Source organism: Rhodococcus aetherivorans, assembly GCF_025722975.1.
GTDB lineage: Bacteria > Actinomycetota > Actinomycetes > Mycobacteriales > Mycobacteriaceae > Rhodococcus > Rhodococcus aetherivorans.
The window spans coordinates 1497211-1510946 of the sequence record NZ_CP106982.1 but is presented as its reverse complement, the minus strand read 5'-3'; the positions used below and the strand labels follow the sequence as shown (position 1 = coordinate 1510946).

Annotated in this window: 12 protein-coding genes; 3 read left to right on the top strand and 9 right to left on the bottom strand. The window is 67.4% G+C overall.

Annotation, left to right across the window (positions count from 1 at the left end):
- Positions 1–24 precede the first annotated feature (24 nt).
- The 5 genes from OCS65_RS07080 to OCS65_RS07060 all read right to left on the bottom strand — a co-directional run bounded on the left by OCS65_RS07080 (position 25) and on the right by OCS65_RS07060 (position 5520).
- A complete protein-coding gene (locus OCS65_RS07080) occupies positions 25–1263 on the bottom strand; it encodes an acetyl-CoA hydrolase/transferase family protein (RefSeq protein ID WP_006934204.1) in 1239 nt (412 codons plus the stop codon).
- Positions 1263–2456, bottom strand: coding sequence for a thiolase family protein (locus OCS65_RS07075; protein ID WP_006934205.1), 1194 nt, complete (start codon positions 2454–2456; stop codon positions 1263–1265). Before OCS65_RS07075 ends, OCS65_RS07080 begins: the two co-directional genes overlap by 1 nt.
- Positions 2456–3205, bottom strand: a complete 750-nt coding sequence (locus OCS65_RS07070; RefSeq protein ID WP_006934208.1) for an SDR family NAD(P)-dependent oxidoreductase — start codon at positions 3203–3205, stop codon at positions 2456–2458. Before OCS65_RS07070 ends, OCS65_RS07075 begins: the two co-directional genes overlap by 1 nt.
- Positions 3205–4371 (bottom strand): acyl-CoA dehydrogenase family protein, encoded by a 1167-nt coding sequence (locus tag OCS65_RS07065; protein ID WP_006934209.1) that lies wholly within the window; start codon positions 4369–4371, stop codon positions 3205–3207. Before OCS65_RS07065 ends, OCS65_RS07070 begins: the two co-directional genes overlap by 1 nt.
- Positions 4372–4443: 72 nt before the next feature.
- Positions 4444–5520 carry an acyl-CoA dehydrogenase family protein gene (locus OCS65_RS07060; protein WP_263509257.1) on the bottom strand — a complete coding sequence of 359 codons (1077 nt, stop codon included), beginning with the start codon at positions 5518–5520 and terminating at the stop codon, positions 4444–4446.
- Positions 5521–5685: 165 nt separating this feature from the next.
- Between OCS65_RS07060 and OCS65_RS07055 the strand changes: the two genes are divergently transcribed.
- Positions 5686–6405 carry a FadR/GntR family transcriptional regulator gene (locus OCS65_RS07055; protein ID WP_006934213.1) on the top strand — a complete coding sequence of 240 codons (720 nt, stop codon included), beginning with the start codon at positions 5686–5688 and terminating at the stop codon, positions 6403–6405.
- 91 nt (positions 6406–6496) lie between these two features.
- Here OCS65_RS07055 and OCS65_RS07050 read toward each other — a convergent pair whose 3' ends face one another.
- Together OCS65_RS07050 and OCS65_RS07045 are read right to left on the bottom strand one after the other, a co-directional pair.
- Positions 6497–8455: an AMP-binding protein gene (locus tag OCS65_RS07050; RefSeq protein WP_029545752.1), complete on the bottom strand. Its 1959-nt coding sequence runs from the start codon at positions 8453–8455 to the stop codon at positions 6497–6499.
- Between the two features lie 2 nt (positions 8456–8457).
- A complete protein-coding gene (locus OCS65_RS07045) occupies positions 8458–9633 on the bottom strand; it encodes an acyl-CoA dehydrogenase family protein (protein ID WP_263509253.1) in 1176 nt (391 codons plus the stop codon).
- Positions 9634–9698: 65 nt separating this feature from the next.
- Between OCS65_RS07045 and OCS65_RS07040 the strand changes: the two genes are divergently transcribed.
- Together OCS65_RS07040 and OCS65_RS07035 are read left to right on the top strand one after the other, a co-directional pair.
- Positions 9699–10151 carry a MaoC family dehydratase N-terminal domain-containing protein gene (locus tag OCS65_RS07040; protein ID WP_263509251.1) on the top strand — a complete coding sequence of 151 codons (453 nt, stop codon included), beginning with the start codon at positions 9699–9701 and terminating at the stop codon, positions 10149–10151.
- Entirely contained in the window at positions 10148–10567 is a 420-nt protein-coding gene (locus OCS65_RS07035) for a MaoC family dehydratase (RefSeq protein WP_263509249.1), read from the top strand. Before OCS65_RS07040 ends, OCS65_RS07035 begins: the two co-directional genes overlap by 4 nt.
- Before the next feature lie 225 nt (positions 10568–10792).
- Here OCS65_RS07035 and OCS65_RS07030 read toward each other — a convergent pair whose 3' ends face one another.
- Positions 10793–12478: an AMP-binding protein gene (locus OCS65_RS07030; protein WP_029545758.1), complete on the bottom strand. Its 1686-nt coding sequence runs from the start codon at positions 12476–12478 to the stop codon at positions 10793–10795.
- Between the two features lie 231 nt (positions 12479–12709).
- Positions 12710–13489 carry an enoyl-CoA hydratase/isomerase family protein gene (locus OCS65_RS07025; RefSeq protein WP_006934220.1) on the bottom strand — a complete coding sequence of 260 codons (780 nt, stop codon included), beginning with the start codon at positions 13487–13489 and terminating at the stop codon, positions 12710–12712.
- Between the last annotated feature and the right edge of the window lie 247 nt (positions 13490–13736).

The following is a 13736-nucleotide window of genomic DNA, read 5'->3' as shown; positions in this document are numbered from 1 at the left end:
CACTCCTCGTTTCCGCTCGCTCCGCTACGAAGCAAGGTCGTGCTCGGTCAGTGCGATGTCCAGCTGCTCGCGATGTTCCGGGGCTGCCACGGCGATCATTCGTCGGGCCCGTTCCGCGAGCGAACAGCCCCGCAGTTCGGCGACGCCGTGCTCGGTGACGACGTAGTCCACGTCGGCGCGGGCCGTGGTGACGGATCCGAACTGGAGGGCCGGCTTGATCGACGAGCGGCCCCGCGCGGTGGACCGCAGCGCGATGACCGAGCGGCCACCGGTCAGGGCCGCGGCCCGGGAGAAGTCCACCTGTCCGCCGACCGCGCCGACGTAGGTGGCTCCGGCCTGTTCCGCCCCCACCTGCCCGGTGAGGTCGACCTCGATGGCTGAGTTGATCGACACGAGCGCGGTCAGCTGCGAGAGCACTTGCGGCGCATGGGTATAGCTGGCGGGACGGAATTCCACCGGCAGGTGCGGCAGGCGCTCGTACAGGGTGGCCGTGCCCAGCGCCGCCCCGGTGACGTGGCGTCCGATGTCGATCTGTTTGCGCGCACCGGTCAGCACGCCCTTGTCGATCAGCCGCAGCACCGCATCGGAGATCATGCCGGAGTGCAGGCCGAGGTCCCGATGTCCTTCCAGGGCCGCCAGCACCGCCGAGGGCAGCGTGCCCACACCGACCTGGATGGTGTCGCCGTCCTCGACGAGGCCGGCGACGTGCCGGGCGATCGCCGTCTCGACGGCGGCGGGCTCACGGTCGGGCGCTTCGAGCAGCGGCCGGTCGGTCTCGACGACCGCCGCGAACCGCGACAGCGGGATCCTGGGTGCACCGTGGGTGGTCGGCATGCGCTGATTGATCTCGGCGATCAGGACGGGGGTGTGCTCGAGTGCGTCGGCGACGTAGTCGACGCCGACGCCGAGCGAGCAGTTGCCGTCGGCGTCGGGAGGAGCGACCTGCACGAACCCGACGTCGCACGGCAGGCGGTGCTCGGCGAACAGCCGGGGCAATGCCCCGTAGTGGCAGGGCACGACCTCGAGCCGGTCCCGTTGGCTGAGCCGGCGCAGTTCACCGAGCCCGCCGTAGGAGACGACGGACAACTCGTCCGGGGTCTGCTCGGTGAGTCGGCGGTCCCAGGTCAGTCCCACGAACGCCCGGACCGGGCCGATCGACGGGAGCTGGTCGAGCAGGGCGTGGACGAGCGGGGTGGGTTCCGCGCTCGTCTGGCTCCACCAGATTCCGTCGCCGGCCCGGACGTGGGGCGTGAGGTCGATCATCAGTCGATCCGTTGGATCAGGGTGGCGGTTCCGAGTCCGCCACCGCAGCACATGGTGACCAGTCCGATTTCGGCGTCGCGACGTTCGAGTTCGGCGACGATCGTCGCGATGAGACGGGCGCCGGTGGCGCCGACCGGGTGCCCGAGCGCGATCGCGCCGCCGTTGACGTTGACCCGGTCCATGTCGGGCTTGAGTTCGCGTTCCCAGGCCAGGACCACGGAACTGAACGCCTCGTTGATCTCGAAGAGGTCGATGTCGTCGATCGTCATCCCGTTGCGGTCGAGCAGCTTCTGTGTTGCCGGAATCGGACCGGTGAGCATGATGATCGGGTCGACTCCGACCGTGGTCTGGTCGAGGATCCGGGCGCGGGCGCGCAGACCGTGGGTCTCGACCGCGTCCCGCGAGGCGAGCAGGACACCGGCCGCGCCGTCCGAGATCGGCGACGAACTGCCGGCGGTGATCCGGCCGTTCTCCCGGAACGCGGTCCTCAGGCCGGCCAGGGTATCCAGGCTCGTGCCGGGCCGGACGGTCTGGTCGGTCCTGCGGAACTCGCCGTCGAGCTCGAGGGGGATCATCTCTTCGTCGAACCGCCCGGCCTCGATGGCCTCGGTCGCCAGACGATGGGATCGCACGGCGAATTCGTCCATCTCCTGCCGGGCGATGCCCCACCGGTCGGCGATGAGCTCGGCGCTCTCGCCCTGGTGCACGAAGTCGTACTTCTCCCGCAACTCGGCCGGCCACGGATCGCCGTAGAACTCGGAGATCTTGGCCGGGGAGTTGATCGGCACGTGGCCCATGTGCTCGACACCGCTGGCGATGACGAGGTCGTGCGTGCCGGACCCGACGAGGGCGGTACCCATCTCGACCGCGGTCTGCGCGGAGCCGCAACGGCGGTCGAGGACGACGGCCGGCACCTCGGGCGGGTATCCGGCCTGCAGCCATGCGTTGCGGCCGATGTTGCGGGACTGCTCACCGAAGGGCGCGGTGCAACCGACGATGAGGTCCTCCACTGCCGCCGGGGCCAGACCGCTGCGGCGGATCAGATCCGTGTAGACCGCGCCGAGCATCTCGTTCGGATGCGTATCACGGAACCATCCGCGTTCGGCGTGGGATCGGCCCATGGGGGTGCGAGCCGCTTCGGCGATGATCACCTCGCGCGCGGAGCGCTGGAACGGGTTGGTTGCGTTGGTCATCAGATCACCGTTCCACCGTCGACGGGCAGCACCTGGCCCGTGATGTACGAGGCGCCGTCGGAGGCGAAGAACACGAAGCTGGCCGAGATCTCGTTCGGCTCGGCCCAGCGCCTCAGCGCGACACGCTCGAGGGTCTTGGCCGCGAGCTTGTCGTTGCTGCGGATGTTCTCGGTCATCGGCGTGGCTGCAAGGGGCGCAATGGCATTGACGGTGATCTGTTTGCGGGCGAGCTCGCGGGCCAGCGACTTGGTCAGGCCGATGATGCCCGCCTTGGCCGCCCCGTAATTGGCCTGGCCGATGGTACCTTGCAGGCCGGCGGCGGAGGTGACGTTGATGACGCGCCCGGTGCCGTCCTCCGGCAGATAGGGCAGCACGGCTTTGCTGCACACGTAGCTGCCGACGAGGTGGATGTCGACGATGCGGCGGAAGTCGTCCTCCTCGAGATTCGGGAACATCGCGGGTGCGATGGCCCCGGCGTTGTTGACCAGGATGTTGACGACGCCGCCCCCGAGGGCGGCGGCCTGCTCCGCCGCGGCCGCGGCCTGGGCGGCGTTGCGGACGTCGAGCACGGCGGACTTGGCGGTACCGCCGGTGGCGGTGATCTCCGCGGCGACGGCGGCGGCCGCGTCCTCGTCGACATCGGTGACGAGGACGGCAGCGCCGGCGGCGGCGTACGCGTGCGCGACGGAGGCGCCGATGCCGCTGCCCGCGCCGGTCACGAGGGCGGATCTTCCGGTGAGTTCGAACATCAGTAGCTCCTGGGGAGGCCGAGCACGTGCTCGCCGAGGTAGTTGAGAACCATTTCCTGGCTCAGTGGTGCGATGCGCGTCAGGCGCGCCTCACGGAAGTAGCGCGCGACGTGGTACTCCTCCGAGTAGCCCATGCCGCCGTGGGTCTGCAGGGCGCGGTCGGCGGCCTGGAAGCCGGCGTCGGCGCACAGGTACTTGGCCATGTTGGCCTCGCGGGCGCAGGGGCGGCCGTTGTCGTAGAGCCAGGTCGCCTTGCGCAGGACGAGCTCGGCGGCGTCGAGGTGGGCGAGGGAGTCCGCGAGGGGGAACTGGATGCCCTGGTTCATGCCGATCGGGCGGCCGAACACCTCACGCTCGGTGGCGTACTGGGTGGCGCGGTGCAGGGCGGCGCGGCCGATGCCGAGGGCCTCGGAGGCGACGAGCATCCGTTCCGGGTTGAGCCCGTCGAGGATGTACTTGAAGCCCTTGCCCTCCTCGCCGACCCGATCCTCGACGGGGATCTCGAGTCCGTCGATGAACAACTCGTTGGAGGTGACGGCATTGCGGCCCATCTTCTTGATGGGGCGGATCTCGACCTTCGAGCGGTCCAGGTCGGTGAGGAAGAGCGTGAGACCGTCGGTCTTCTTGGTCACGTCCTCGAACTTGGTGGTGCGGGTGAGCAGGAGGATCTTCTCCGACTCCATCGCCTTCGAGATCCACACCTTGCGTCCGTTGACGATGTACTTGTCGCCGTCGCGCCGCGCGAAGGTGGTGATCTTGGTGGTGTCCAGGCCCGCGCCGGGTTCGGTGACCCCGAAGCACACGTGCAGGTCTCCGTTGACGATTCGCGGCAGGGTGCGCTGCTTGAGTTCCTCGGAGCCGTGCACGATCACCGGGTGCATGCCGAAGATCGACAGGTGCATCGAGCTGGCGCCGTTCATGCCGGCGCCGGACGCGGCGACCTCCTGCAGCAGGATCGAGGCCTCGGTGATGCCCAGGCCGTGTCCTCCGTACTCCTCGGGGGTGGTGATGCCCAGCCAGCCGCCCTTGGCGAACGCGTCGTAGAACTCCGTGGGGAATTCGTGGGCGGCGTCCTTCTCCACCCAGTACTGCTCGTCGAACTTGCCGGCGAGTTCTCGTACCGCATCTCGGATCGTTGCCTGATCCTCGGTCAGATCGAAGTCCACAACACAGTCCCGTCGTCGTCGCTACCGTTTGGCATTAAGTTACTAAAGGACAGACCATTTAGTCAACGGTGGTCAGCCGGCCGCCGGCAGAAGAGGCAGATCCCGAGCGAGACGCTCGTTCCACACCTCCGGGCTTCCGAACAGCTTCTCGTCGAGCTTGGTGCGCTTGTAGAACAGCTGCAGGTCGTGCTCCCACGTGTAGCCGATGGCGCCGTGCATCACGAGCGCACTGTCGGCGGCCTGGACCGCACTCCGGGTCACCTGCGCCTTCGCGATCGCCGCATGCATCGCGCGCTCCTCGAGGCCGAGATCCACCGAGGCCGCGGCATAGTAGGCGATGGACCGAGCCGCCTCCACGGACACGAGAATCGTTGCGGCAGCGTGCTTCATCGCCTGGAAGGAACCGATCGGCACACCGAACTGGTGGCGTGTTCGGCTGTAATCCACCGCCAATTGCAGCATCCGCTCCATCGCCCCGAGCGCGTCCGCGGAGACGAGCACGGCGGCGCGCAACCCCGCGTCGGCCAGCGCGGCCGGCACATCGACGTCGAGGCGCTGCGCGACGACGTTCTCGAACCGTACGTCGGCCGCGCCCCGGGACGGATCGAGGAAACGCCGCGGCGTGACCGTGACGCCCGGGTCTCCGACCCGAACGAGATAGAGGGCCGCTCCGTCGCCACCCTCGGCGGGGACGACGAGCCGAGCGGCCCGTTCGGCGCCGAGCACCGCGGACACGCGACCGGTCAGCACCCCTCGCTCGTCGACGCGCACGGCGTCGCGGAGTCCGAGGGGACGGCTGGAATCGAGTGCCAGGGCCGCGAATTCGCCACCGGTGAGCACCGCGTCGGCGACGTCAGGCGGCAACAGAGGGGCCGCGAGCACCGACGCGGTCCACGCGCTCGCCGGGGAGGCACACCGGCCCAGTGCCTCGGCGGTCAGCGCGAGTTCGAGCAGACCGCCCCCCTGTCCGCCCACATCCTCCGGCAGGCCGGCCGAGAACCACCCCTCCTCCACGAATCTGCGCTCGAACTCGGCAGGTTCACCCGATTCGCCCCACTTCCGGACGTTCGCGGGTGCCGCGAACCGCTCGAGCCAGCCGCCGAGGGCTTCGGTGAACATTTCCTGCTCTTCTGACAGCTCCCAACGCATGGAACTGGTCCTCTCGATGAGTCGGGGAATACCCTGCAAGATGAATGCAGCGACGATTCGATGGTATATTAGGTCTGACCGTTAGACCAGAGAGGGCGGGGAGTCATGTCACCAGCCGCACCGAGCACGACCCGGACCGGACGTTCCTCCATCCAGCTGACTCCGATGGAGGTTCCCAAGGCGTCGGATGTTCTTGCCAACGAGCTGCGCGAACGCATCCTCAGCGGCGAATACACCGAAGGGACCCCGCTTCCCCCGGAACGCGAACTCGTCGTCCAGACGAAGATGAGCCGGACCACGGTGCGCGAGGCTCTGCGCATCCTCGAGGTACAGGGCCTGGTACGAATCAAGGCGGGACGCGCCGGGGGTGCCTTCGTCCAGCGACCCGGCGAGCAGTCGATGGCCGACACCGTGGCGCTGCTCATTCGAGGACGCCAGATCCGCCTGGGCGCGCTGCTCGAAACGCGCGAGGCGATCGAACCGTTCTGCGCGCAACTGGCCGCCCGTCATCGGACCGACGAGGATCTCGCGCGGCTCGACGCCGCGAACGAGGACATCGCGGCCGCCGGCGACAAGCTCGACGCGTTCCTCCAGGCCAACGTCGACTGGCACATCGCCGTCGCCAGCGCGAGCCACAACGAACTGCTGTCGGGTCTGATGATCTCGCTGTCCCGTGCCATCTACGCCGCCACCGAGAACGAGGGCTTCATCGACGAGAAGGTCCGCGAGATCACCGTGAAGGCGCATCGCTCGGTCACCAGAGCGATCCGAGACCGCGACCCCGATGCTGCGGTCCGTCGCATGAGCCGCCACGTTCACTCGTACGCCGAGTCGATCCGGGAGTTCGAAGAGCGCACCGACATTCCACTGGACCAGGAGTCCTGAGCGACGCCCCCGTCCAGGCTCGCAGGAGTCCCCCTACCCCGAGGGACGCGATGGCCCCCATACCACTTCGGTATGGGGGCCATCGCGTCGCCTACGTCCCTACGGCGCCCAGCTCGGCACCGGTCACCACGGCGCGGATCTCCTCCACCGCCTCCGGGTTCTCGGCACCGGACAGGTCTCCCGGATCGGTGCCCAGCGCCGCCGCCCGCACCGCGCGGCGCAGGATTTTCGCCGACCGTGTCTTCGGCAGACGCGACACCCGGTGAACCACGCTGGGCGCGAACGGCTTACCCAGTTCTGCGGCCACACTGGCGGCCAGCTCCCCCGAGATGTCCGTCCCGTCCGCATCCGCGCTGGGCACCCAGAACGCCCACACCGTTTCCCCCTTCTTCGGATCCGGGACACCGACCGCCGCGGCCTCCGACACGGCCGGGTGCGCGGTCAGGACCGCCTCGACCTCCGCCGGGGCCAGGCGCTTGCCGGCCACGTTCATGACGTCGTCGGACCGGCCCCGGATGTACCACTGCCCGTCGCTGTCGACAAGCGCATAGTCTCCGTGCCGCCACATACCGGGGAACGTCGACCAGTACGCCTCGAGGTACCGCTCCTCGTCCTTCCACACCCCGCGGGTCATAGACGGCCACGGCTGCCGGCACACCAGCTCGCCCTGTTCACCGCGCAGCGGACGGCCAGCATCGTCGACGACGTCGACGTCCATGCCCAGCGACGGACCGCCCAGCGAGCAGCTGCGGATCGGCTGCACCGGATACGGTGCGAGGAACGACCCGCCGACCTCGGTACCGCCGGAGAAGTTGATGATCGGGACGCGGCCACCGAACACCTCGCGTGCGAGCCACTCGTACGAGTCCGGGTCCCACGGCTCCCCGGTCGAGCCGATCGTGTGCACCGAGGACAGGTCGTACCGGGCGGCGACATCGCTTCCCTGCCCGCGCAGCGTCCGGATGAGCGTCGGAGAAACTCCGAGCATCGTCACCCGATGCCGTTCGGTCAGCTGCCACAGCCGGTCCCGGTCCGGTACGTCCGGTGAGCCCTCGTACAGCAACAGCGTCCCACCATTGGCATGCGTGCCGACGATCGACAACGGACCCATGATCCAGCCCATGTCGGTGATCCAGCAGAACACCCCGCCCGGTTTCAGATCGAACGAGTACGCCACTTCGCTCGCCGTCTTCACCAGGAACCCGGCGTGGGTGTGTACGGCGCCCTTCGGCTTGCCGGTCGTGCCGGACGTGTAGGCCAGCGCGAACGGCTCGGAGGCGTCCATGGCCTCGATCGGGACCGCATCACGGCTCGCGAGCAGTCCGGTCCAGGACATCTCGCGCTCACCCGATCCTGCTCCGGCGTCGAGGTTGTCGACCACGACGACCGACTCCACCGTGGGGCAGGTCTTCAGGGCCTCGTCGAGGGCCGGCTTCATCGGGACCGACTTGCCCCGGCGGATGGTGCCGTCCGCGACGACCACCACTTTCGCGTCCGCATCCTGAATGCGGGACGCGATCGCGCTGGGCGCGAACCCCGAGAACAGCGGCACGAGAACCGCACCGAGCCGGGCGATGGCGTACATCGACACGACGGCCTCGGGAATCATCGGCAGGAACAGGGCGACCGCGTCGCCCCGGCCCACTCCCAGCTCCCGCAGTCCGGCGGCGGCACGCTCGACCTCCGCCCCCAGCTCGCGATACGTCAGCGTGCGGACAGTTCCGTCCTCCGCCTCGTGCACGACGGCGAGCCGCTCGGCGGCCACCGGATCGGCGACCCAGCGCCGCAGGCAGGCGTCGACGATGTTCGTCCTACCGCCGACGAACCAGTCGGAATGCTCGATGCCGCGCGAGGTGTCGAGAACTTCGCGATACGGCACCTGGAACGGCAGCTCGAGATCACGGACCACCGCATCCCAGTACCACCGCACGTCGGCGACGGAGCGGGCACGCAACTCGTCCAGGCCGCCGAGGCCGTGCGCGCGGGCGAGCCGGGTGACGTTGGCGTTGTCGACGTAGTCGGCGGTGGGGATCCAGGTGTAGTCGGACATTGTCAGCTCCTCGGCATCTCGAGCATGCGCTCGGCGACGATGTTGCGCTGGATGAAGGTGGAACCACCGGCGATGGCGGTGCCGCGGGCCTGATACGCGAGCCGGAGCCAGCGTGACGTTCGCTGCTGCTCGTCGTCGAGTGCGAACTGGCCGCCGGCGGGCTCGAGGGACAGCCGGAAATCCGCCAGTTCTTCGACGAGCGGGCAGAAGAACAGCTTGCCGATCGACGTCACCGGACCGGGTGGGCCGTCGTTCGCCGCCAGGGTGATCACGCGCTGGCCGATGAGGTAGTGCACGAGCGCGCGGCCGTAGAGGTCTGCGACCTTCTGCCGGATCAGCGGATCCGCACCGAGCGGGCGGCCCGACTCGTCGGTCATCTCTGCGATGTCGCCGACGATGTCGTCCACGGCCCGCTTGGTGTTGACCCGGCCGGTGGCGATCGCCACTCGCTCGTAGGCGAGCGTGCCCATGGCCACCTTCCACCCGCCGTCGACGTCGCCGACGACGAGATCGTCGGGGATGAACACGTCGTCGAGGAAGACCTCGTTGAATTCGGCCTCACCGAGCATGTGGGCGAGCGGGCGAACCGTGATTCCCTCGCTGTCCATGGGAAGGAGGAAGAAGGTGATGCCCTTGTGGCGTGGCCCCCCACCCGTGCGGGCGAGCAGGATGGCATGAGCTGCGATGTGCGCTCGGCTGGTCCAGATCTTCTGCCCGTTGATCTTCCATCCGCCGTCGACCTTCGTGGCCTTGGTGCGCAGTGACGCGAGATCGGACCCGGCCTCCGGTTCGGAGAACAACTGGCACCAGATTTCGTCTCCGGTGAGGATCGGACGCAGAAAACGTTCCTTCTGGGCCGGTGTGCCGAAGTCGATGATGGTGGGGCCGGCGAAGTCCTCACCGATCGTGTTGAGTCGCTCCGGCGCGCCCACGCGATCCATCTCTTCGGTGAAGATGGCTTTGCGGATGGGGTCGGCGGCCTGCCCGCCGTACTCATTCGGCCACGACATTCCTCCGTAGCCGGCGTCGAACAGCAGCCGCTGCCATCGTCGCCAGAACGGGACCTTGTCGACCAGATCCACCGGTTCCGGCCAGGGCAGCGTCGTGACTGTCTTCTCGGCCCATTCGCGGACTTCTCTGCGGAAACGGGCTTCGTCCGGGGAATCAGCGAGTTCCATTGCACCCCTCCTCACGTATTTAGGACGAATGATACTATAGGTCAGTCCAAAAAAGGAGGGCCGTCATGACAGATCCACTCCACTCCGGCGAGGTGGACCGGGTCGAGTACGACATCGAACGCGGCAAGATCCGCGAGTTCGCCCGCGCGACGTTCACCACCGATCCCGTCCACACGGACCGGTCCGTGGCGCATACAGCCGGATTCGCCGATGTTCCCGCGACCCTCACCCACACGGTCGTCGCCGGGCACCAGCGCGACCAGCGCAAGTTCGTCGAGACGCTCGGGCTGGCACTCGAACGAGTGGTGGTCGGCTCGGTGAAGTGGACATACCTTCGACCCCTGATTGCAGGCGACCACGTCGTCGGCACCCGGCGCATCGTCGACGACGTGCAGCGCGAGGGCAAGCGCGGCGGATCGATGCGCGTCGTAACGCTGGAGACCGAATACGTCGACGCCGCCGGTGATCCGGTGGTGCGACTGGAGGAAGTGCTGATCGAGCGAGGAGAACAACGATGAGAGCACCCGTGAAGGCCCACATCGGCGCGGTCGTCGACACGCGTGTCGTCGGCCCGATCACCCAGACGGACATCGTGCGATTCGCCGGCGCCGGAGGCGACTTCAACCCCCTGCACCATGATCCGGAGTTCGTCGCGACGTCCGGGTTCCCGGGCATCATCGCGATGGGCCAGATGCAGGCCGGGATCCTGGCCGGCTGGCTCTCCGACACATTCGGCGTCGAGCACGTCCGTTCCTTCGGCGTCCGCTTCGTCGCCCCGGTCTTCCTCGGCGACACCCTGACTGTCGGTGGGACAATCACGGCGATCACCGAGACCGACGGGGAGGCGCGGGCCGATCTCGATCTCGTCGTCTCCGGAACGAAGGGGCCCGTCGTCACCGGTTCGGCGACGGTCGTCGTCGCCGAGGTCAGATAAGCCCCCGGATTCCGGAGGGGGTGATCCGCTGCCGCGCCCCGGCCCGCACGCAGCAGGCAAAGATCGCATACACCTGCAGCGCCGGCGGGGAAGTCCCGGCGGCCGGGCGACGGGGTCGGGGTCGCGGCAGGACGGGCACGGCGCGGCAAGCGCAGGTGAACTCCTGGTCGCGTAGTGACGTGAGCCACTCATCGGTCAACCAGGAGTTCACCTGCCTCTCAACCTTTATGGGCGTTGGGCACCGGCAGTCAACTCTGCCGCGATGCGCTTGCGGAGGAGGTGCTTCTGAATCTTCCCGGTGGCGGTCATGGGCAACTCGGCGACCACCTCGACGCGTTCAGGTGTCTTCTGAATGGCAACTCCCCGATCGAGCAGATAGTTGCGGAGATGCTCCAGGGTGGGAGCATTCTGCTCCTCCTTGGGCACCACGTAGCAACACACCCTCTCCCCGAGTCGCTCGTCGGGCATTCCCACCACGGCGAGAGCGAGGATTCCGGGATGATCGGCCAACTTGTCCTCGACCTCGCGCACACTGATGTTCATGCCGCCGCGGATCACGATGTCTTTGGTTCTGCCGGTGACCCGGACGAACCCATCGGCATCCATGACTCCGAGATCTCCTGATCTCGAGAAACCTTCGGGAGTAAAGAGTTCCGCCGTGTCCTCGGGCCGGTTCAGATACTCGATCATATGCGAGGGCCCGCGATAGGCGATGTCGCCCTCACTCCCCCGTGCCACCTCGAGGCCGTCGTCCCCCACAACCTTGACCTCTGCCCCCGGCAGCGCGGCGCCGTCGGACGTGACCGCCCGGCTCGGGTCGTCCTCGACGGTGCAGGTCGTCGTGGTGAGATTCTCACTCCTCCCGTACAGCGACAGGATGGTGGTGGTGGGCAGGTCGGACTTCGCCTTCTCCACCACGGCCGCCGGGATGGGGGAGCCGGCGCACACCCAGACCCGGAGGGAGGATAGATCAGCGTCCGGATCCTCGTCGGCCGCAGCCAACAACGTCTGCAGGAACGTGGTGGCCGTGACCGCGGCCGTACATCCGAACTTCTTGATCTCGGCGAGCCCGCGCTCAGGGGCCCACTCCGCCATGATGTGGGTCGCCGCGCCGCTGAGCAGAGGTACGAGCACACTGGTGACGAGTCCTGTGGTGTGCGTGATCGGGGACGGCCCGAACTGGACATCCGCCTCGGTATGCCCGAAGGCCGTCTTCAGCGCACGTGCGCCCGAAGCGTAGGTGTTGAAGGTGTGCAGGCAGCCCTTGGGACGCGACGTAGTTCCGGACGTGTACACGATGACGAACGGATCGTCGGGGTGGGCACGGAAGCCGAGTTCCGTGTCGATGACGTCCGGGTCCGCGTCCACGACCAGGCTCTCGAGAACCTCGATGCCCCGCTCGGCGAGTGCCTGACGGCTCTCCTCCGAAGCGCGGACCGCGATGATCGTCTCCAGCGTCCGCGACGACCGCCGGATACCATCGAACATCGACGCATGGTCGAAGCCCTTGAACTGTGCCGGTGCGATCGCCATCCGGATCGAGGCGTCGGCGACAACGTGTGACACCTCATCCGTCCGGTAGATCGGCATGATCGGCACCGTCACCACGCCGATCCGAGCGAGCGCAGCTGCGACGACGACGAACTCCCCCCAGTTGGGCAGTTGAACGGCGACACGGTCGCCGGCCCGGAGCCCTCTCCGGTGGAGGCCGAGCGCCAGCCGCTGCGACCTGTCGTAGAGCTGCGAGAAGGTCAGCTCCTGCACGCCGTCGGTGACGAAGATCTTGTCGGGGCTGCCCTCGGCACGTGCCCGCAGAAGGTCGGTGAAGTTCTCGTCGGCCCATTGGCCACTGGCATAGAACTCTTCTACCTGCCGGGGGGTGTATCGGCCGAGGTTTCGATCGCGCGTCATGGGAGGATTCCGTCCTTCTTGAGCTGCCACACGTTTACGTAAAGATTAGAATGGTTAGACCGAAGTGGCAACCACCTACGACAACATCCGCGAGCGCTCATTGCACCCGCTGGTCGACCGGCAAGCGAAGGGGCCCACAAAAATTCACCGTCGGCTGCGAGCCCGGCACCGGCTGAGCCATGTAGCCCGGTAGCTGTCGACGACGGACCCCGAGGAGCCCGCCGTGGCTCCTCATCGCATTTTCCACACCGGCGCACGCTTCTCACGGAAGGCCGTGACACCTTCGACAACATCCTCCGTGGTGAAGGCAAGGGCCAGTTGAGACTGCAGCGTCGCAAGTGCGTCCGGCAGCGACATGTCACGAGTGTTGTTGATGGCATCCTTGCCCAGGCGCATCAGCAGCGGTGACTTTCTCGCCAGTCGGCGCGCCCACGCGCACACCTCCGCATCGAAGTCGCTGTCCGGAAACACGCGATTCACCAGTCCCAGTTCGTGAGCTTCTGCGGCGGTGAGTTTCTCTCCATACATCATCAGCTCATTGGCCTTGAGCCGCCCGACGTTCCGGTAGATGAGCGCAGAGATCATGAACGGGAAGACGCCGACGTTGATCTCCGGGCATCCGAAGTGGGCAGACTCCTTGGCCAGCACGAAGTCACAGGCGAGCGCGAGCCCGAACGCGCCCGCGAGCACGTCGCCACCGGCCGCACAGATCACCGGCTTGCCGAGACCGCCGATGAGTCGGTACAGCCGCGGGAAGCGGTCCAGGCCCGCATACTTGACGATCGTCGGGGTGTCGCTCGCGAATGCTTTGAGGTCACCGCCCGCCGAGAAGATCTTCTCGTGCGACGAGGCCAGCACGACAACCCGCACGTCGTCGTCCCCCCGCGCGCGCTCGAGCGCGGCCAGGAGTTCGTCCAGCAGGTCGTCGGACAGGGCGTTGCGGGTTTCCGGGCGGTCGAGAGTGAGGACGGCGACGTGCTCGTCGACGTCGTAGCGCACAGGGGAAGCCATACTGGCCATCCTTCCATTTTGGTCCTACCATTCGACCCTAACCTCGCGAACAGGTGGAGACAAGAGCCGATCGAAGCAATTTCCGCCGAGAGCGTGACGAGATTGGACTGACCATATACATTGGAGGTAAGCCGCAGACGGCGACCGGACGCCCTGGCGATGCAACTCTCTATACTGTGTGGTGTGTCACAGGAAGGCGCGACGGCGTCGCCGCCGTCCGTGTGGCCGCCGTGGCGCGAGGAGTAGT

Bases quoted from the DNA above. Each gene is read 5' to 3' on its own strand.
- OCS65_RS07080 (WP_006934204.1), bottom strand. From the start codon at position 1,263: ATGATCGACCTCACGCCCCACGTCCGGGCCGGCGACGGAATCTGGTGG.
- OCS65_RS07075 (WP_006934205.1), bottom strand. From the start codon at position 2,456: ATGACCAACGCAACCAACCCGTTCCAGCGCTCCGCGCGCGAGGTGATC.
- OCS65_RS07070 (WP_006934208.1), bottom strand. From the start codon at position 3,205: ATGTTCGAACTCACCGGAAGATCCGCCCTCGTGACCGGCGCGGGCAGC.
- OCS65_RS07060 (WP_263509257.1), bottom strand. From the start codon at position 5,520: ATGCGTTGGGAGCTGTCAGAAGAGCAGGAAATGTTCACCGAAGCCCTC.
- OCS65_RS07055 (WP_006934213.1), top strand. From the start codon at position 5,686: ATGGAGGTTCCCAAGGCGTCGGATGTTCTTGCCAACGAGCTGCGCGAA.
- OCS65_RS07050 (WP_029545752.1), bottom strand. From the start codon at position 8,455: ATGTCCGACTACACCTGGATCCCCACCGCCGACTACGTCGACAACGCC.
- OCS65_RS07045 (WP_263509253.1), bottom strand. From the start codon at position 9,633: ATGGAACTCGCTGATTCCCCGGACGAAGCCCGTTTCCGCAGAGAAGTC.
- OCS65_RS07040 (WP_263509251.1), top strand. From the start codon at position 9,699: ATGACAGATCCACTCCACTCCGGCGAGGTGGACCGGGTCGAGTACGAC.
- OCS65_RS07035 (WP_263509249.1), top strand. From the start codon at position 10,148: ATGAGAGCACCCGTGAAGGCCCACATCGGCGCGGTCGTCGACACGCGT.
- OCS65_RS07030 (WP_029545758.1), bottom strand. From the start codon at position 12,478: ATGACGCGCGATCGAAACCTCGGCCGATACACCCCCCGGCAGGTAGAA.
- OCS65_RS07025 (WP_006934220.1), bottom strand. From the start codon at position 13,489: ATGGCTTCCCCTGTGCGCTACGACGTCGACGAGCACGTCGCCGTCCTC.